Here is an 18,993-nt window from a genome sequence, read left to right as displayed (position 1 = left end):
ATTCTCCCGCAACGAAAAAGGGGCCCGTCGCCGGACCCCTTGATCTCTTTGGCTTTTTGGCGACTTAGCCTTCGAGCCACTTCACCTGTTCCGGCGTCAGCTTGATCTCAAAGGCCTTGAGGCTGTCTTCGAGTTCGACTAGGCGGCGCGGCCCGATCAGCGGCACGCTGGGGAAGGGCTGGGCCAGCACATAGGCCAGCGCCACATGGATCGGATTGTGGCTAATCTGCTTGGCAAGCTCGATGGCCCGATCACGGCGACCAAAGTTTTGCTCGTTGTACCAGACCCTTACCAGTTCCTCGTTGTCGGTCTTGTCCCGCCCGGCAAGGTCGGTGAAGAAGCCACGCGCCTGGCTCGACCAGGAGAAGTTGGTCACCTGACGGTCGATCAGCCACTGCTTGAAGTCCGGCGTCGACGAGGTGACGCAGCCGGCCCAGATCGGGTCGAGCATTTCAGCGAGAGCAAAGTTGTTGCTCAGCGCCTGCGGCTTGGTCTTGCCGGTGCGCTCGGCATAGGCAATCGCCTCGTCCATGCGCTCCTTGGTCCAGTTCGAACCGCCGAACGGCCCACGAATGCGGCCAGCTTTCACCTCGGCATCCATGGCATCGACGAACTCACCCACCGGCACATCAAGATTGTCGCGGTGCATGAAATAGACGTCGACATAGTCCGTCTGCAGGCGATCCAGCGTCTGGGTCAGCTGCTTGGCGATGACGTCGGGATAGACGAGAGGCGAGTGCGCACCCTTGCCGATCACCACGGCTTCCTCACGCACGCCACGGCTCTTCTGCCATTCACCGAACAGCTTTTCCGTATAGCCGCCGCCATAGATGAAGGCGGTATCGAAGATATTGCCGCCCTTTTCCCAGAACGCATCGAGCAGGATCGCGCCCGAGGAGAAGGTCTTGAAATCCTCAAAGCCCAGCGCAACCGCCGAAGCCTGCTTCTTGAGCCCCGGAATGGAACGCTTCGGAATGACGCCGGTATTCGGCCCAAGCTTGCGATTGTCCAACGTCTTGACGCGGTTGGTGTATTTTTCGACCGAATATTCGATGCCCGCATCGCGGCGCCACTGGTCGAGCACGCGCGCATTGCCAAGGCTATCCGCCCAGCTCATGCCCGGCACCGGAAACTCCTGCTTGCCTTCGAGAATGGCGAGCGAGGCGGCATCGGCTTCAAACGAATAGACATGCGCCGTCTCGTTGACGCTGACCGTCTCGGTCTTGCCACCCCTAGTGATGTCGATGCGGCCAAGACCTTGATCGCGATTGCCATTGGCAAACCAGAAATCCGGCACTTCGATCCGGCCTTCCGAACCATGGATGCGCAGCACATTGTCGAGGTTCGCCATCACCGCGCAGGAAACCTGCGCCACAATGCCATTCTCGAACGTCAGGATGGCGGCCGCCCAGTCGTCGGTGCCTTCCTCGTTGAGCTTGGCAGTGCCCGACACCTTCACCGGATCAGCAAACGGTTTTCCCAGCGTCGCGCCGGCAATCAGCCGCGCCATCGACACCGGATAACCGCCCACATCCAGAATGCCGCCGCCGGCCAGCGCCGAGGCGAACAGACGGTGCTGCGGCTGGAACTTGCCCATCGAGAAACCGAAGCTCGACTGGATCATCCGCACTTCGCCAATGGCGCCGGACTTGATCAGATCGAGCAACTGCTTCACCTGCGGATGCAGGCGATACATGAAGGCTTCACCAGCAAAAGTGCCGGCCTTCTTGTGCGCATGGAACACGGCGTCGATTTCGTGCGCCGAAAGCGCTAGGGGCTTTTCGATAAGCACATGCTTGCCGGCTTCCGCAGCCTTGATCGCCCATTCGGCGTGGCCGGTATGCGGTACGGCGATATAGACTGCGTCGATGTCCTTGTCGGCCAGCAGCGCGTCATAGCCATTGACCACCCGCACGCCCGGAAAATCCGTGGCAAGGTTCGGCTTGCTGGGGTCGCGCGTAGCGATAGCTGCCAGCACGCCGTGCTTGGAGCCGTTGACCCCGCCGCGGAATGCCTTGGCAATGCTGCCGGGCCCGATAATGCCCCAGCGAATCTTCTTGTCGGTCATGGTCTGCTCCTCAAATATCCATCGGCCAAGACAGGCGGCGCGGCAGGTTTCAAAACCCCGCGCATTCTCCTCCCTTGCTCTTGTGCCGAGCGATACCTAAGCTATCCACTCCTCATGAGCCGTCGCTCTTATCGGGTATTTCAAATTGGCGGATAGTAAGATGGTGGAGCGCGGCTATTACGAGCCGGCCCTCGACGGCGTGGAGAACCTTCCCACCGAACTCAACATGTTCCATGCCTCGCCCCTGCTGATGCGCTCGGCGCATTGGCATGCGCAGGTCGAGGTGAACTATATCATTCGCGGCTGGGCCCACTATGCCATGAGCGGCTACGAGGTCCGTTTCGGCGCCGGCGATCTGGCCCTCTTCTGGGGCGGCCAGCCGCATCGACTAGACGACGCATCCGAAGACCTCGTCTATGCCGGCGGCCACCTGCCTCTCGTGCACTTCTTCCGGCTGCGCTTGCCGCAGGGCGTGCAGGCCGGTCTGATGCAGGGCGCAGCGCTGGTCACACGGGCCACTGACGCCTCCGATCCAATCAATTTCGTCCGCTGGAATGATTATGTCCGTTCCGGTGATCCGCTGAAAATCAGCATGGCGGTGGACGAATTGCTGCTGCGGATCGAGCGCATTCGCTTCGCGCCCTACGAGCTGTCCTCTGGCCACCATGCCGGGTCGAACAGCCAGGCGACCGACCAGCACATCTCGCCCATCGTCGTGCGCATCTGCGACTATATCGCCGACAATTTCCGCGAGGATATCGACTCGGTCGACATCGCCGTGGCCGCCGATGTTCATCCGAAATACGCCATGACGGTCTTCAAGAAATGCACCGGCATGACGCTCAACGACTATGTCAGCCTCATGCGCCTCTCCTACGCTCAAGCCCTCTTGATGCGCGACGATGCCAATGTGTTGCAGGTTGCCATGGATAGCGGTTTTGGCTCGCTCAGCGCCTTCAACAAGCTCTTCCGCAAGATCGCCGGCATGTCGCCCAGCGATTTCCGCCGCGATCTGCGCTCTCGCCCTAGCTCGGTCCTGCCGCAACGCGTCGCGGCCTGCACGCCCTATAATTGAGGGCAGGGGCCATGGGCAGGGGGCTTGCGGCGCTTACTCTGGGTCTTCTCGTCATTCTCGGTCTCGTCGCGCTCCGGGTCGCCGATCCCTATCCGGTCCAGGTTGCCCGCGAGACCAGTTTTGATGTCTTCCAGCAGCTAAAGCCCCGCACTGCGCCCGACGGCTTGCCGGTCCGCATCATCGATATCGATGAAACATCCATGGCCGAAGTCGGCCAATGGCCCTGGCCCCGCGAAACTCTCGCGCGCCTCTCCGAGCGCTTGACCGAACTCGGCGCCGCCGCCATAGCCTTCGATATCCTCTTCAGCGAGGCCGAGCGCGGTTCCGACGCTGACGAGAATTTCGCCAAAACCCTGGCAGCCGGCCCCACCATTCTGGGCCTCGCCCAAAACGGCAGCGCGCTCCCCGTCACCATGCCAGCCAAGGCCGGCCTCGCAACAACCGGCAGCGATCCGCTTGCGGCCGTGCCCGAACTTGGCGGTGCGGCCCAACCCCTGCCTATCCTTGCTGAAGCCGCAAGCGGCCTCGGCGTCGCCAGCCTGGACCGCCAGGGGGCAGGGGTCGCCCGCCGCCTGCCGCTCCTTTGGCGCATCGATTCCGGCGCCGTTCCCACGCTCTCCGTCGAAGCCCTGCGCGTCGCCACGGGCGTGCCGACGCTGGTCGTCATGGGCGACAATGTCGATGGCCGCACTGTTGATGCCGTCCGGGTAGGAGACTTCTCCATACCCACCGGCCCAACCGGCGACCTCCGGCTCTACTATCGCGAGCTTCCGCCCGAGACCTACATTCCAGCCACTGACGTCCTTGACGATGACTACGCCGCCCTTGCTCCGCTCATCGCCGGCCACATCGTCTTCATCGGCAGCTCCGCCAGCGGCCTCAACGACATCCGCATCAGCCCCCTCGGCGCCCCAGTTCCCGGCGTTTCGATCCATCTGCAAGCGCTTGAGCAAATCCTCACCCAGACCTTCCTTGACCGCGCCGACTGGGTCTCCGGCCTGGAACTCCTGCTCCTCGCAGCCTCCTGCCTTGTCATCGTTCTGGCCGTCGTCGTCTCCGGCCCTCTGGTCGGGCTCGGCGTCTCGCTCGCTGTCGCTGCCGCCTCGGTCTCCTTCAGCTGGTGGAGCTTTTCGAGTCCCGGTCTCCTCATCGACCCGAGCTACCCGCTCTTCGCGGCCCTCGTCAGCTACGCCACCATGGCTTTCCTGCGCTTCACGGTCACCGATTTCGACCGCCGCCGCATCCGCCGCGCCTTTGGCTACTATGTCGAACCCTCGGTCCTCACCCAGATCGAAGCCGACCAGAGCCTGCTGCGCCTCGGGGGTAACGTGCGCGAATTGACCGTGATGTTCTCCGACGTCCGCAATTTTTCCGCCCTCGCCGAACGGACGACACCCGAGCAACTGGTCAGAATTCTCAACGGCCTCTTCGGCGCCCTCGGCGGCGCGATCATCCGCCATCGCGGCACCATCGACAAATTCATGGGCGACTCGGTCATGGCCTTTTGGAACGCCCCGGCCGAGGAAAAGGAGCACGCCCTTCTCGCCGGCCGCGCCGCCCTCGCCATGCGCGCCGCCCTGCGCGATCTCAATCGCGGCAGCAACGACCCCATCCATATCGGCATTGGCATCGCCACGGGCCCCGCTCTCGTCGGCAATATGGGTTTTGAGAAACGCTTCGACTATTCCTGCGTCGGCGACACCGTCAATGTCGCGAGCCGCATTGAAGGCGCCTGCAAGCCGGTCGGCTACAGCATCCTCGCGACATCAGGCATGGCCGCGGAAACCCCAGGCCTGGCTTTCCTCGATGCGGGGCAAGTGGAGCTCAAGGGAATGTCCGGCCGTGAGCCCATCAAACTGCTCGTCGGCGATGAAACGGTCAAAGCGAACCCAGCCTTCGAAGAATTGGCAACGCTTCACGCAGAACTTGTTTCCGCCCTCACGCGCGGCACTCTCGACACAAATCTGCTGAAGCGCTGCGAGGCTTTATCCGAAAAGATCGAACCGGAACTGGTCCAGTTCTACGCCGCGTTGCCCCCTCGCCTCGCGGACTTTCCAGTGGCCGAGCCGGACATGCCCTCAGGCATTCGCCTGGGCGATGAGGCCGTGGCGAGCCGAGGCAATGTGCCGGCGCATCAGGATTTCCGATAGTTCCGCATCCCTATCGGCAATCGCCTCGACGATCCGCTCATGCTCCGCCAGTGCACGCTGCGCCCGGCCCGGCACGATGCGATGCTGCATGCGGTAGAGCCGGAAGAGCGTGTAATATTCGCCGCAGAGCAGGTCGAACAGGTGCTGGTTCCTCCCGATCCGCGCGATCATGAAGTGAAAGTCCGAATTGGCCGTGGCCTGCCAATAAACCATGGCGTCGGGCTTGGAGAGCGCGTCGCGGTGGTGCGCCAGCATGGCGCGAAGCTGGTCAATCTCCGCCTCGGTCGCATTCTCCGCCGCATGCCGCGCCGCCAGCCCCTCCAGCACTTCGCGTATGGTGAAAAGCTCGAGCGCATCGCCCGGCGTCGGCACGACAACCCGCGCCCCTTGCCGAGGCGCACGGGTCACCAGCTTGCGCTCCTCAAGCCGCCTTATGGCCTCACGCAGTGGCCCACGGCTGACGCCATATTGCGCAGCAAGCCGCGGCTCGCTGAGCTTGGTGCCGGGCGCGAGAGTGCCAATGACAATGGCCTCGCTCAGTTGCTCGAACAACTGATCGGTCAGCAGCCGGTCGTCTGGCATCTCGATTGTCTCGGCGTCCTGATCCATCATGCTCCAGCGTCGCTATAGTCCAAGGGCCGGCCTCCATAGCGCATGGATCGCGCCACGCAAAGCGGCGCGATCCGGCTTGTGTCCCTTAGAGACCGTGATCGAAAATGCCCTGTCCGGTGGGCTTCGACGGGGTCACGCTGCCCTGCGGCAGCGCCGGAATAAGCACATCGAGCTTGCCCGCAGCGAGGCTCGAAAAGCCCTTGGCCGCTTCAAGGAAAGCCTTGCGGTCGGCGTCGGCCAGCTCGCCCTTGGTCAGCGTCTCGAACTTGCCGGCATAGTCCGGCCAGGTCCATGGATGGTTGCCATTGGGATGAGCATCGGCCACGCCACGCTCGCCCGTGATCACACGGCCGTCGTCCAGGGTGACAATGATCTTGCCGCCAAAGGCGCGCTTGTCCGGATCGGGATCGAGGTAGCGCACTGTCCAGGATGGCTCTTCCACCGTGCGGATCTTGTGCCACAGTGCCACCGTCGACGGCGTCCGTGCACGCTCGCGCGAATAGGAGTCGACATGGTGCCATTTGCGGTCTTCGAGCGCGACCGCAAGGATATACATGATCGAGTGATCAAGCGTTTCGCGTGATGCTTCCGGATCCATCTTCTGCGGATCGTTGGCGCCGGTGCCGATCACATTATGCGTGTGATGGCTGGTCTCGAGCAGGATATCCTTCACCTTCGAGAGATCACCGATCTGGCCCGAAAGGTCGATCGCAAGGTCGATCAGCGCCTGTGCCTGATACTCGGCCGAATGCGCCTTGGTATAGGTCTCCATGATGCCGCGCGGGCTTTCGCCGGGGGCGGGCAGGGACACCTTGTAGGCCTCACTCTTGCCGCCGAGCATCCAGGCGATCACCGAATCTTCGCCCTCATAGATCGGCGAAGGCGAAGCCTCGCCACGCATGGCGCGGTCGATACATTCAATGGCGAGCTTGCCCGAGAATCCCGGAACATAGGCCTTCCAAGAGCTGATCTCACCCTTACGCGACTGGCGCGTCGAGAAACTCAGGTGCACCGCCTGGTTGACCGCCTGGAAGATCACTTCCGTCGACAGCCCCAGCATGGCGCCGATGGCCGCCGTGGTCGCCGGTGCCAGATGCGCCACGTGGTCCTTCTTGTACTTATGCAGCGAAATCGCCTTCACCAGCGCCACATGCACTTCATAGGTGACCGCAATGCCACGGGCCAGGTCGGCACCACCGATCCCCATCTGCTGCGCCACAGCGATCAGCGGCGAGATCGCATCGCCCGGATGCGAATAGTCGGCCGCAAGGAAGGTGTCGTGGAAATCGAGTTCACGCACGGCCGTTGCATTGGCCCATGCCGCCCATTCCGCATCGACGCGCACGCCGCTGCCCAGACCATAAACCGTCGCGCCACCCTTGCGCGGATGCGCCAGCGCCATGGCGCGGGCCGCGGCAACCGGCGCCCGGTTGATGGCCGCAAGGCCCACGCTGGCATTATCGACGATACGGCAGGCGATCATCTCGATCACGTCGGCATCGAGCGGCCCACAATTGGCGGCAACCTCGGCAATGTGCCAGGCAAGCTGGCTCTCGCGCGGCAGGTTGGCGGCGGATGGATGAACTTTTACGTCGTAGGTCTTCATGGTCGGAAGATTTCCCTATTCAGGCTTTTAGGCGTTGGCGCGCAGGCGCTTGAGGAGGATGGGCAGTGCCAGGAGGAGCACGGCCAGGGTGATGAAAATTGCCGAGAGCGGCGTTGAAACGAGAACCAGCGGATTGCCCTGGCCGGCGGCGAGGGCCGTCCGCAGCTGCGTCTCCGCCATCGGCCCGAGAATGAGCCCGATCAGCACCGGCGCGATGGGGAAGTCATAAACCCGCATCACATAGCCGGCGAGACCGACGACCAGCATGATGGTCAGATCCATCCATGATCCCGCGAGCCCCCAGACGCCGATCATGGCGAACACCAAAATACCGGCATAAAGCTGTGGCCGCGGAATGCGCAGCAGCTGTACCCAGATGCCGACCAGCGGCAGGTTGAGCACCAGCAGCATCACATTGCCCACATAGAGCGAAGCAATGAGCCCCCAGATCAGCGCCGGGTTGGACGTGAAGAGAAACGGTCCCGGCTGCAGGCCATAATTCTGGAACGCCGCCAGCAGCACCGCGGCCGTCGCCGAAGTCGGCAGGCCCAGCGTCAGCAGCGGCACCAGAATGCCAGCCGCCGCAGCATTGTTGGCCGCTTCCGGCCCGGCCACGCCTTCAATAGCGCCCTTGCCGAATTCTTCGGGATACTTGGTGAGCTTCCGCTCCAGCGTATAGGACAGCATGGTCGGGATTTCCGAGCCGCTGCCGGGGAGGGCGCCCATGGGGAACCCAATCGCCGTGCCACGCAGCCATGGCTTCCAAGACCGCGCAAAATCCTGCTTGGTCATCCAGAGCTGGCCCTTGATCGGGGCCATCACGCCCGGCGTCGAGCGATAGCGGCTGGCGACATAGAGGATTTCACCCACCGCAAAGAGCGAGACCAAAACCACGGTCAGCGCAATGCCGCGCAAAAGCTGCATATTGCCAAACGTCAGGCGCGGTTGCCCCGTCATCGCATCGATGCCGATGACGCCAATGGCAATGCCGAGGAACAGGGACACGAACCCACGCGTGCGCGATGTGCCCATAACCACGGCCACCGAACAGAAGGCCAGCGCCGTAATGGCAAAATAGTCTGTCGGCTTGAAATAGAAGGCCAGCTCAGCCACGGCCGGCGCGGCGAATGTCAGCGCCAGCGTCGCGATTGTACCGGCCACAAACGACCCGATTGCCGCCGTTGCCAGCGCCGCCGCGCCACGCCCGGCCCGGGCCATCTTGTTGCCCTCGAGCGCGGTCATCATCGACCCCGCTTCGCCCGGCGTATTGAGCAGGATGGACGTCGTCGACCCGCCATACATCGCGCCATAGAGAATACCGGCGAACATGATGAAAGCGGAAGTCGGGGCGAGCGCTGTGGTCACCGGCAGCAGCAGCGCAATGGTCAGCGCCGGGCCGATGCCGGGCAGAATACCAATAGCGGTGCCGAGCACCGAGCCGACCAGCGCCCACATGAGATTTGTCGGCTGCAGCGCAACGCTGAAGCCATGCAGCAGAAGCTCGAAAGTTTCCACGTCCTACACTCCCAGAGGCGGGAAGAACCGGCCCAGTTGCAGCCCGAGCTGGTTGAAGAGGAACCAGGCAGCGCAAGCCAGTATGGCGCCGCAGATGAGGTCGAGCCACCAGCGGCGCGAGCCAAAAGCATTGGCAACCAGCACGAAAGAAAGCGTCGCGGTAAATGGCATGCCCAGCGGCCCCATGGTGACGATCGGCAAGGCGACGGCGACGAGGGCCGTCAGAAAAGCCCGCTTGTCCATCTTGGTCGAGCCGTCGGCATCTTCAGCGTCCTGCGCCTCAAACGTCTCACCGCGCCAGATTTGCAGCACCAAAATGGCGCCGAGAATAAGCAAGCCCCCGCCGGCAAGCGTCACGAACAGGCCCGGCCCCACGGCAGCATAGCGCGCGCCCTGCGGCAGTCCGAAACCGGCATAGAGCCACACCGCGCCCATCGCCATCAGGCCGATGCCGATCCAATAGGGTTTGGGAGAAGCGGGGGCAGCCGCTGGGCTGCCCCCTTCAGTCGTGTTGCGCTCGTCAGTTGACAAGGCCGGCGTCCTTCAGGATCTGGCCCTGACGCTCGGTTTCTTCGGCAATGAAGGCGCCGAATTCGTCACCGGCGAGGAAGTAGTCTTCCCAGCCCTGCGCTTCGAGAACGGCCTTCCACGCATCGCTCTGCGAGAGCTTGGTGAAGTTCTCGACCCAGACGGCATAGTTGTCGTCCGGAGCGCCCGGAGCGGCCAGAATACCGCGCCAGTTGGCCATCTCGACGTCATAACCGGCTTCGTGGAAGGTCGGCACGTCAGGCAGGTTGGGGCGACGCTCGGCAGAGGTCACGCCGAGGATCTTGATGCGACCCTGTTCGGCGAACTGGGCAAATTCCGAAGTGCCCGAAACACCGGCAGTCAGCGTGCCATTGACGATGGCCGTCACGGTTTCAGCGCCCGAGGTCTGCGGAATGTAGTTGAGGTCGGCAACCGGAATGTCACCGGCCTGTGCCAGCAGTGCGAGCGAGATGTGGTCGACGCCACCGGCAGAACCGCCGCCGAGAGCTGCCGCACCCGGATCAGCCTTGATGCCGGCAACGAGGTCGGCCAGCGTGTTGTACGGCGAATCCGCCGCAACGGCGATCACCAGATATTCAGCGGTCAGGCGGGCAACCGGGCGGAATTCGGCGAGATTGATCGGCGAATTGTTGAGCTTGATCGCGCCCACGGTGATGGCACCGAACACAGCCAGCGCATCGGGCTGACCCGTCGAGGTGCCGAGGAATTCGGCGAGACCAACCGTACCACCGGCGCCACCGGTATTGGTGAAATTGACGCCGCCGGTATAGATGCCGGCATCATTGAGCGCCTGGAACGCCTGACGACCCGTGCCATCCCAGCCACCGCCGGGATTGGCGGGCAGCATGACATTGACCTGGGCGCTGGCTGCGCCAGTTCCCAGCACCGCCGTCATGGCCAGCGCGGCGAGCGTCTTGGTAAACTTCATTCTGATCCTCCCGAGCGCCCGTTTTGCGGCATCATGCCGTCTCCTCCGGTTGCGCTCAAAACTGTCGACAGATTTTGCCCATAAACCTCACCACATTGGAGATTGGGCGTCAACATTCTTAATTCTGCTGACAGAATGTGAAATGCGACCTTTGTCGGAGATGGCGCCTGCCGCCGCACTTCTCACCCTGACGACGCCAAATTTGCCGGATTTGCTTCTGGCCTAGATGCAACCGTGATCTATTTGCTTTAGTGGGGCTCACCGCCCCGCTGCCGCGAGAGACGGGTTCGCTTCCGGGAGCCATCATGTTCGCCGAAACCCTCGTCGTCATCATCGTTGCCATCGGCATCTCCGCCTTCGCCGAGCGCAGCAATTTTCAGCCGGCCTTGCTGGTTGCCATCGTCGGGCTCGGCGCCTCGTTCATTCCCGGTCTCCACCGCCTCGAACTCGAGCCCGAGATCATCCTCGGCATCGTCTTGCCGCCGCTGCTCTTTTCTGCCGCGTCCGATTTCTCCTTCACCAGTTTTGCCAAGCGCCTCGGCTCAATCGTCAATCTCGGCGTGTTTCTGGTCTTTGCCTCCGCCGTAGCAGTGGCAGTCGTCGCCACCTGGACAGTCCCCGGCATGCCGATCACCGCAGCGCTCGTGCTCGGCGCCATCGTCGCGCCACCCGATGCCGTCACCGCCATTGCGATAGGCAGCAAGGCCGGCCTGCCATCAGGTCTCATGACCGTGCTGAAAGGCGAGAGCCTCATCAACGACGCCGCGGCCCTGACCCTTCTCGCCGTAGCCGTGGCAACCACGGCTGGCACGCATGCTTTCATCGACAACACGGCTCTCTATTTCCTCTACGCTTCCGTGGTGGGGGTGATACTGGGCCTCGTCATCGGCCACGGCGCCCAATTCGCCCGCCGACGCCTCGCCAATCCGTCCCTGGCCACCGTCGTCTCGGTCATCGTGCCCTTCGCGGCCTATCTCGTCGCCGAAGAGCTGCACGCCTCGGGCGTACTCGCAGTGGTCGCCGCCGGCTTCGCCCTCGGGCATCACGGCACCCAGTCCGGCTACGAAGAGCGCATGCAGGAACGCCAGTTCTGGCGCACCATCGACACGCTGCTCGAAACCTTCGTTTTTGCCTATATCGGCCTGCAACTGCGCTTCGTCATCGACGACGCATTCGACGCCGGGCTCGACATCAGCGACCTGCTCCTCGCTGGCATCGCCATTTTCGTCACCACTGTTGTCGTGCGCTTCGCCTGGGTCTTTGTCACGGCCGTCATGGCCCGCCGACGTCACCGTGCCGTCATGCAAAGGCTGGCCGAACCACGTAGACGACCCGAGCGCCGTCCGCCTCCGACGCCGGAAACGCCGCTGACCTGGAAAGAAAATGCCGTCCTCTCCTGGACCGGTATGCGTGGCGTCGTCACGCTTGCGGCTGCTGCCGGTATTCCCTTCATGACGGTATCAGGCGAATCCTTCCCCTACCGGGAAGCCATCGTCGCGCTGGCCTTCCTCGTCACCATAGCGACGCTGCTTGTCCAGGGGATCTCCTTGCCCTGGCTCATCGAGCGCCTCAGCCTCGAAGACGGCGACGACAAGGCCTATGCCGAAGAGCAACACCAGTTGGCCCGTCGCCTGGCGCACGAGGCCAACGCCGATGCCCTGGCAGAATTCCGTCTCACCCATACCTCACCCCGATCGCAGCGCCTCGCTGAAGCCATGGCCAGGCGCGCCGATCGCGCCTCCGAGGAGGAAGAGGAGGAAGAAGCACAGGAGCGGGGCTGGGGTTTTGATCCCGACGAAGCCTATCAACTCGGCCGGCTTTTGCTCGACGCGCGCCGCAAGCGCCTGATCGCCGCCCGCGATGCGCGGGAGCTGGACGATATGGTCCTGCGCGAAGTCCTCGAACAGATGGACCTCGAACAGGCTCTCATGGACGGCATGACCAAGGGTGTAAGCCGCCTCTAGCCGGGGCCAGACGGCCCCAGCAACAATTCGATTTCCTCTTAGCGGTCGATACGCGCCTGATGGATCGGTGCGTATCGGTCGCCCTGAATGACGATCCCCGAAACGGCCGCCTCGATCTCCGCCAATTCCTGCGCACTGAGCTCGACACTCGTGGCGCCGATATTTTCCTCAATCCGGCTCAGCTTGGTCGTGCCAGGGATAGGCGCCATCCACGGCTTCTGGGCCAGCACCCAGGCAAGCGCCAGTTGCGCCGGAGTGATGTTCTTATCCCCGGCAATGCGGGTCACAGTGTCGGCCAACACCTGATTGGCCTTGCGGCTCTCAAGATCAAAGCGCGGCACCGTATTGCGGAAATCCTTCTCGACGAAGGTGGTGTTGGCGTCGATCGTCCCGGTGAGAAATCCCTTGCCGAGCGGGCTGAAGGGCACAAAGCCGATCCCGAGTTCTTCGAGCACGGGGATGATCTGCTCCTCCGGCTCACGCCACATCAGCGAGTATTCGCTCTGCAGCGCTGCAACCGGCAACACGGCATTGGCCCGGCGGATATTGGCGACGCCAGCTTCCGACATGCCGAAGTGCTTCACCTTGCCCTCGGCAACCAGCTCTTTCACCGTCCCGGCCACGTCCTCCATCGGCACATTGCGGTCCACCCGGTGCTGATAGAGGAGGTCGATATAGTCGGTCCGCAGCCGCCGAAGTGAGCCTTCCACAGCCTTGCGAATACGCTCGGGCCGGCTGTCCGGCACGCCGCTGCCGTCGATATCGAAACCGAACTTGGTAGCAATCACCACCTGGTCGCGGATCGGCTCCAGCGCCTCGCCAACGACTTCCTCGTTCTTGTACGGCCCATAGACTTCGGCTGTATCGAAAAACGTGATCCCGCGCTCGAAAGCGCCCCGGATCAGCTTCACGCCCTCGGCCGTCTCCAGCGGCACGCCATAGGACTGGCTGATGCCCATGCAACCAAGGCCGATCGCCGAAACTTCCAGACCGCCTTTGCCAAGAATACGCTTCTTCATTTTGGTTCCTCCAAAAGCCATGCGCCATATCGGCGGCTCGCTTATCGCTCACCACCTTCCATCAGCACTCTAGGCCTTCCGCGTCGCGCGATAATCCGCAAAAATTTGCGAGCCCTTGTGAGTGGAATTCATCAATTGTCTATCGTCATCCCCTGTCCATAACGGACGTTTGTCGTTGCAAACGCTTGGGTCTTCTCCCAATCTGGCTTGGTTCCCTGAGCGCGTCCCAAGGCCCCGCTCGCTCTTATTGTTCGCTCCATCCGCCTCCGCCGATGCAGCGAAAACACCAAGCCGATTTCATCCATGACCACACTTGATGCCGTTCTCGCCCAAGCCGATCAGCAACTCGATGCCAGCCTCGAGCGGCTCTTCGAGCTGATCCGCATTCCCTCCGTTTCCACCGAACCCCAATATGCCGCCGATTGCCGCCGTGCTGCCGAATGGCTGCGCGATGAACTTTCCAGCCTCGGTTTCGATGCCACGGTCCGCGACACGGCCGGTCACCCCATGGTCGTCGGCCACGGCCCTGTCACTTCAGGCCCACACGTCCTCTTCTACGGCCATTACGACGTGCAGCCCGTCGATCCGCTGGCCCTCTGGAATACGCCGCCCTTCGAACCCACGCTGGTTCCCCAGCCCGATGGCGAAACCTTCATCACCGGCCGCGGCGCCTCCGACGATAAGGGGCAGTTGCTGACCTTCATCGAAGCCTGCCGCGCCTGGAAGGCGGTCACTGGCAGCCTCCCCATCCGCATTTCCATGCTCTTCGAAGGCGAAGAAGAAGCCGGCTCGCCCTCGCTCGGGCCATTCCTCGCCGCCAATGCCGATGACCTCCGCGCCGACACCATCCTCGTCTGCGACACCGACATGTGGGACCGCGGAACCCCGGCCATCACCACCATGTGGCGCGGCTTCGTCTCCGAAGAATTCGAGGTAACCACCGCCGACCGCGATCTCCATTCCGGCATGTTCGGCAGCGCCGCGCGCAATGCCGTGCAACTCATCTCCACCATTCTCGGCCAGCTCCGCAGCGACGATGGCAGCGTCGCCATTCCCGGCTTCTACGACGGCGTCACCGAACTCCCCGAAGCCAACAAAGCCGAGTGGGAGCGTCTTCCCTTCGACGCCGAAAAGTTCCTCGGCGATATCGGCCTTTCTATCCCCGCCGGCGAACAGGGCCGCTCGGTCCTCGAACAGGTCTGGGCCCGCCCGACCGCCGAAGTCCACGGCGTCTGGGGCGGCTATTCCGGCGACGGCTTCAAGACCGTCATCCCCGCCAAGGCGGGCGCGAAAATCTCCTTCCGCCTCGTTGACGGTCAGGACCCCAACCGCATCCGCGAAATCTTCCGCGACTTCGTCCGCGCCCGCATCCCGGCCGATTGCTCGGTCACCTTCAAGGCCTATGGCACCGCCGCCGCGCGATCCATGCCCCTCGACGGCGTCCTGCTCACCAAGGCCAAGCACGCCCTGACCGAAGAATGGCAGCGCGAAACCGCGCTGGCCGGCACCGGCGGCTCGATCCCGATCCTTGGCGAGTTCAAGGAACGCCTCGGCATGGACAGCCTCCTCATCGGCTTTGCCCGGTTCGACAACCGCATCCATAGCCCCAACGAAAAATACGACCTATCGAGCTTCCACAAGGGCATTCGCTCCTGGGTGCGCATCCTCCACGCTTTCTCCGAGGCCTGAACCATGGCGATTACCCGCTTCTCCGTAGCCCCGCTTCATAGCCAGATCACCACGCTCGCCGCCGTCGCCGGGGGCAGGGCGCCCGCCGATCTCGTCATCACTGGCGCGCGCATGCTCTCGACCTATTCCGAGCGCATCGCCAGCGACAAGGAAATCTGGCTCTCCGGCGGCCGCATCGCCGCGGTCAAACCGGCCGGCTCCTACAAGCTCGGCCCGGCCCCGAAGGCGCTCTACGACGCCAAAGGCGGCATCATCGCCCCCGGTCTCGTCGATCCCCATATCCACATCGAAAGCTCGATGGTCACCGCCTGCGCCTATGCCGAGGCGGCCCTGCTCAATGGCACCACGACGATCTTCTGCGACAGCCACGAGATCGGCAACGTCATGGACGTGGCCGGCGTCGAAGCCATGCTCGAAGACGCCCGCCTCGCCCCTCTCTCGATCTTCCTCACCGTCCCTTCAACGGTCCCCGCCACCTCGCCCGAACTCGAAACCGCCGGCGGCGACCTGACCCCCGAAAAGATCGGCGCCCTCTTCGACAAGTGGCCCGAAGCCGTAGCTCTCGGCGAAAAGATGGACTTCGTCCCCGTCGCCATGGGCGATCCGCGCAGCCACGCCATCATCGCCGAAGCCCTCAAGCGCGGCCGCCCGGTCTCCGGCCACATCTACGGCCGCGAATTCGTCGCCCCCTATGCCGCCGCTGGCGTCACCGATACCCACGAAGCGATCGACCGCGATATTTCCGACGACTTCGTCGATGCCGGCATCTGGGTCTTTCTCCGCGGCGGCAATCCGGCGACGCCATGGAATTCCATCGTCGAAGCCATCAAGCCGATCACCGAACTTGGCGCCAGCCACAAGCGCTACTGCGTCTGCACCGACGATCGCGACGCCGACGATCTCCTCAGCTTCGGCTTGGATTGGGTCGTGCGCGAAGCCATCCGCTGCGGCGTCAAACCCGAACAGGCTTGGTCCATGGGCTCGCTCCACGGCGCCACCCGCTTCGGCATGGGCGATGAAATCGGCGGCCTCGGCGGCGGCCGCCGCGCCGATCTCGTCCTCCTCGATGATGATCTGAAGCCGGTCAACACCTGGTATGGCGGCGCGCTGATGGTCGAAGACCGGAAGGTCACGCCCTTGCTGGAAGACACGCTCAACCAGCGTTATCGCTACCCCGACGCGGCCTACAACACCGTCCACCTTCCCAAGTCGCTAAAACTCGTGCCCGACCTGCCAAGCGGCGCCGTCACCGCCAATGCCATCGGCATCGAAATGCCCGGTATCATCCTGCCGCATCGCAAGGTGGACATCGCCCCGGCCAATGACTGGGAAACCATCCTCGAACGCGACAATCTCAGCTTTGTCACCGTCATCGAGCGCCACGGTAAGTCCAATGGCGGCATCGCCTATGGCCTCCTGCACGATTTCGGCATCAAGAACGGCGCCGTCGGCTCCAGTGTCGGCCACGACAGCCACAACATCATCCTGGCCGGCACCAACGAAGCCGACATGCAGCTCGCCCTCAAAACCATCGAAGCCGCCAATGGCGGTATCGTCGTGGTCGAAGATGGCAAGGTGCTCGCCTTCGTCGCCCTCCCGGTCGCCGGCCTCATGTCCGACAAGCGCGTCCACGAAGTCGCGACCGAAAACCAGGCCCTCAAAAAGGCCTGGCAACAGGTCGGCTGCACCATCCCCTATATGGGCTTCAACCTCATCCCGCTCTCGGTGATCCCGGAAATCCGCATCACCGACAAGGGCCTGGTAAAAGTGCCCGAAATGACCTTGGCGCCGCTCTTCGACTAGAAAGGAAACGACCATGGCCGGCCACCGTGTCTTCTCCATCAGCGTCGCGAGCGTTTATCCGCACTACATCACGAAGGCGGAGAAGAAGGGGCGGACCAAGGCCGAGGTCGACGAACTCATCTGCTGGCTGACCGGACACAGCCAGCAGACCCTCCATGAGGAACTGGAAAAGAAGACCACCTTCGAGGATTTCTTCAACCACGCTCCGCAGCTGAACCCGGCAAGATCACTGATCAAGGGCGTCGTCTGCGGCATCCGCGTGGAAGAGATCGAAGACCCGATGATGCGCGAACTCCGCTACCTCGACAAAATCATCGACGAACTCGCCAAGGGCAAGGCGATGGAAAAGATCAAGCGGAGCTAGCCGAAGTTCCGAAAATCACAGCTCCGCCAAACATCTGGCGGCCTTCGCCGGGATGCCCGTAGCCGCCGCATGACGGGGAGACGTCCCCGTGACGCGGCGACGCTGGCCCCCAAAAATCTTCGCACTCATCCTCCTCACTTAAGGAAATGTCGCCGATTGACTCTTTACCGGCCGACCAGTAAGTAAATATCCGCCCGGCGAGGAGCGAGCGGGCATGCTTTTGCAACTGGGAGGAAATAATGACAGTCTGCACAGTGATTGGACGGCGGGCACTGCTCGCGGCCAGCCTCGGTCTGATGGTTTCGGGCAGCGTTGGCGCCGTTCTGGCACAGGACAATCTCTACGGAACGGCGGAAGCCCCCGTTGAAATCCGCATGATCGCCAACGAAGCATTCGCCGGCCAGTGGCAGGATGCGATGGTCACCGAGTTCAACAAGCACTATCCCGGCATCAAGGTTGTCATTGACGGCGTGCCCTATCCGGAACTGCTCGCCAAGAGCATGCTCGATGCGACCGGTCCAGAGCCGACCTACGACATCATCATTGCCGACGATCCCTGGATTCCCCAGCTCGCAGAAGCTGGCGTGCTGCTCGACCTGAAAAAGGACGCCGCGCAGTGGACCGATGCCGGCTATGACTGGGACGACTTCAACGCTGCCCCGCTCGCGGCCAGCGAATGGAACGGCGTGCAATATGGCGTGCCGCTGCGTTCCAATCTCCTGCTGATGTTCTACAACAAGTCGCTTTACGACAAGGCCGGGGTGCCGCAGCCGACCCCTGAGCTGACCTGGACCGACTACATGGCGCAGGGCGAAAAGCTGGTGCAGGACACCAATGGCGACGGCCAGATCGATGCCTGGGGCGTCGATACCTATTTCAATCGCGACGTGCTGACCCCCACCATCTGGCAGACCATTCTCAACTCCAATGGTGGCCAGTTGCTCGATGAGAACAACAAGGCGGCTTTCAACAACGACCTGGGCAAGGCAGCGCTGCAGACCCATATCGACCTGCTCAAGTTTGCCCCGACCGGTGGCTCCAGCCACAGCTTCAACGAGTCCCTGCAGGCGTTCCGCCAGGGCCAGGTTGCCACCATGTTCATGTGGGGCAGCGTGTTCAAGGGCACGGCCGTCGATCCCAAGACAACGACGCTGACCACCGATCAGGTTGGCATTCAGGTGATGCCGGTCGGCTCCGAGAGCGCCGGCGCGCACCGCGGCATCTGGAGCGGTGCCGTCAACAACAAGAGCCGCAATCCGGCTGCTGCCTGGGCACTGCTGCAGTGGCTGAGCTCGAAGGAAGGCGAAGTCTGGCACTCCAATACGCTGGGCGTGTTCCCGGCCCGCAAGTCGACACTGGCCAGCACGCCTGAGCAGGAATGGCTGACGCCGGTCTTCGCCGCGCTGCAGATGGGCTATGAAATGGTCGACACCGGCCACATGTGGCGCCCGCGCGATCCCAAGTCCGATGCCGTGCAGCAGGTCTTGGCTGACGAAACCTCGCGCGCCATTTCCGGGCAGATCGACGTTGCCGGGGCTCTGGCCAGCGCCGAGCAGAAGATCAACGAGATCATGGGGAACTAACCTATCTTCCGATCCAATGAGCAAGGGCGTGCCAGTCGGCGCGCCCTTATCTTTGTCCGGCATAGTGG

Annotated in this window: 14 protein-coding genes; 7 read left to right on the top strand and 7 right to left on the bottom strand. The window is 62.9% G+C overall.

The annotated features are described in order from the left end of the window. Positions 1 to 64 precede the first annotated feature (64 nt). On the bottom strand, positions 65 to 2,068 hold the full coding sequence (locus tag NVV77_RS01825) for an aldo/keto reductase (protein WP_295410140.1): 2,004 nt from the start codon (positions 2,066 to 2,068) through the stop codon (positions 65 to 67). A 160-nt stretch (positions 2,069 to 2,228) separates the two neighbouring features. On the opposite strand from NVV77_RS01825, the gene NVV77_RS01820 reads away from it, so the two are divergent. Together NVV77_RS01820 and NVV77_RS01815 are read left to right on the top strand one after the other, a co-directional pair. Further along, positions 2,229 to 3,143 carry a helix-turn-helix domain-containing protein gene (locus NVV77_RS01820; protein WP_295410593.1) on the top strand — a complete coding sequence of 305 codons (915 nt, stop codon included), beginning with the start codon at positions 2,229 to 2,231 and terminating at the stop codon, positions 3,141 to 3,143. An 11-nt stretch (positions 3,144 to 3,154) separates the two neighbouring features. After that, complete coding sequence (locus NVV77_RS01815) at positions 3,155 to 5,293, top strand: CHASE2 domain-containing protein (protein WP_295410138.1); 2,139 nt, start codon at positions 3,155 to 3,157, stop codon at positions 5,291 to 5,293. Here the strand turns inward: NVV77_RS01815 and NVV77_RS01810 are convergent. From NVV77_RS01810 to NVV77_RS01790, 5 genes are all read right to left on the bottom strand, one after another. Then, entirely contained in the window at positions 5,222 to 5,905 is a 684-nt protein-coding gene (locus NVV77_RS01810; protein ID WP_295410136.1) for a GntR family transcriptional regulator, read from the bottom strand. The genes NVV77_RS01815 and NVV77_RS01810 overlap by 72 nt on opposite strands. Positions 5,906 to 5,990: 85 nt before the next feature. Next, positions 5,991 to 7,511 carry an MmgE/PrpD family protein gene (locus NVV77_RS01805; RefSeq protein WP_295410133.1) on the bottom strand — a complete coding sequence of 507 codons (1,521 nt, stop codon included), beginning with the start codon at positions 7,509 to 7,511 and terminating at the stop codon, positions 5,991 to 5,993. A gap of 27 nt (positions 7,512 to 7,538) precedes the next feature. Next, a complete protein-coding gene (locus NVV77_RS01800; protein ID WP_295410132.1) occupies positions 7,539 to 9,026 on the bottom strand; it encodes a tripartite tricarboxylate transporter permease in 1,488 nt (495 codons plus the stop codon). 3 nt (positions 9,027 to 9,029) lie between these two features. Continuing rightward, positions 9,030 to 9,557, bottom strand: a complete 528-nt coding sequence (locus tag NVV77_RS01795) for a tripartite tricarboxylate transporter TctB family protein (protein ID WP_295410130.1) — start codon at positions 9,555 to 9,557, stop codon at positions 9,030 to 9,032. Continuing rightward, on the bottom strand, positions 9,547 to 10,503 hold the full coding sequence (locus tag NVV77_RS01790; RefSeq protein WP_295410128.1) for a tripartite tricarboxylate transporter substrate binding protein: 957 nt from the start codon (positions 10,501 to 10,503) through the stop codon (positions 9,547 to 9,549). Before NVV77_RS01790 ends, NVV77_RS01795 begins: the two co-directional genes overlap by 11 nt. 305 nt (positions 10,504 to 10,808) lie before the next feature. Between NVV77_RS01790 and NVV77_RS01785 the strand changes: the two genes are divergently transcribed. Beyond that, complete coding sequence (locus tag NVV77_RS01785) at positions 10,809 to 12,467, top strand: Na+/H+ antiporter (protein ID WP_295410127.1); 1,659 nt, start codon at positions 10,809 to 10,811, stop codon at positions 12,465 to 12,467. 38 nt (positions 12,468 to 12,505) lie between these two features. On the opposite strand, the gene NVV77_RS01780 is transcribed toward NVV77_RS01785, so the two are convergent. Continuing rightward, positions 12,506 to 13,486 (bottom strand): aldo/keto reductase, encoded by a 981-nt coding sequence (locus NVV77_RS01780; RefSeq protein WP_295410126.1) that lies wholly within the window; start codon positions 13,484 to 13,486, stop codon positions 12,506 to 12,508. A gap of 303 nt (positions 13,487 to 13,789) precedes the next feature. On the opposite strand from NVV77_RS01780, the gene NVV77_RS01775 reads away from it, so the two are divergent. The 4 genes from NVV77_RS01775 to NVV77_RS01760 all read left to right on the top strand — a co-directional run bounded on the left by NVV77_RS01775 (position 13,790) and on the right by NVV77_RS01760 (position 18,925). Beyond that, positions 13,790 to 15,175 carry a M20/M25/M40 family metallo-hydrolase gene (locus tag NVV77_RS01775; RefSeq protein WP_295410125.1) on the top strand — a complete coding sequence of 462 codons (1,386 nt, stop codon included), beginning with the start codon at positions 13,790 to 13,792 and terminating at the stop codon, positions 15,173 to 15,175. 3 nt (positions 15,176 to 15,178) lie between these two features. Next, entirely contained in the window at positions 15,179 to 16,978 is a 1,800-nt protein-coding gene (locus tag NVV77_RS01770) for an adenine deaminase C-terminal domain-containing protein (protein WP_295410124.1), read from the top strand. A 13-nt stretch (positions 16,979 to 16,991) separates the two neighbouring features. Further along, positions 16,992 to 17,342 (top strand): DUF2200 domain-containing protein, encoded by a 351-nt coding sequence (locus tag NVV77_RS01765; RefSeq protein WP_295410123.1) that lies wholly within the window; start codon positions 16,992 to 16,994, stop codon positions 17,340 to 17,342. A 239-nt stretch (positions 17,343 to 17,581) separates the two neighbouring features. Next, the gene (locus tag NVV77_RS01760; protein WP_295410121.1) at positions 17,582 to 18,925 is read left to right on the top strand and encodes an ABC transporter substrate-binding protein; all 1,344 of its coding nucleotides are present in this window, start codon (positions 17,582 to 17,584) and stop codon (positions 18,923 to 18,925) included. Positions 18,926 to 18,993 lie beyond the last annotated feature (68 nt).

The organism is Devosia sp. (assembly GCF_024707125.1).
In the GTDB taxonomy this organism is placed as follows: domain Bacteria; phylum Pseudomonadota; class Alphaproteobacteria; order Rhizobiales; family Devosiaceae; genus Devosia.
The sequence above is the reverse complement of the archived record's forward strand: the minus strand, read 5'-3'. Positions and strand labels throughout refer to the sequence as shown.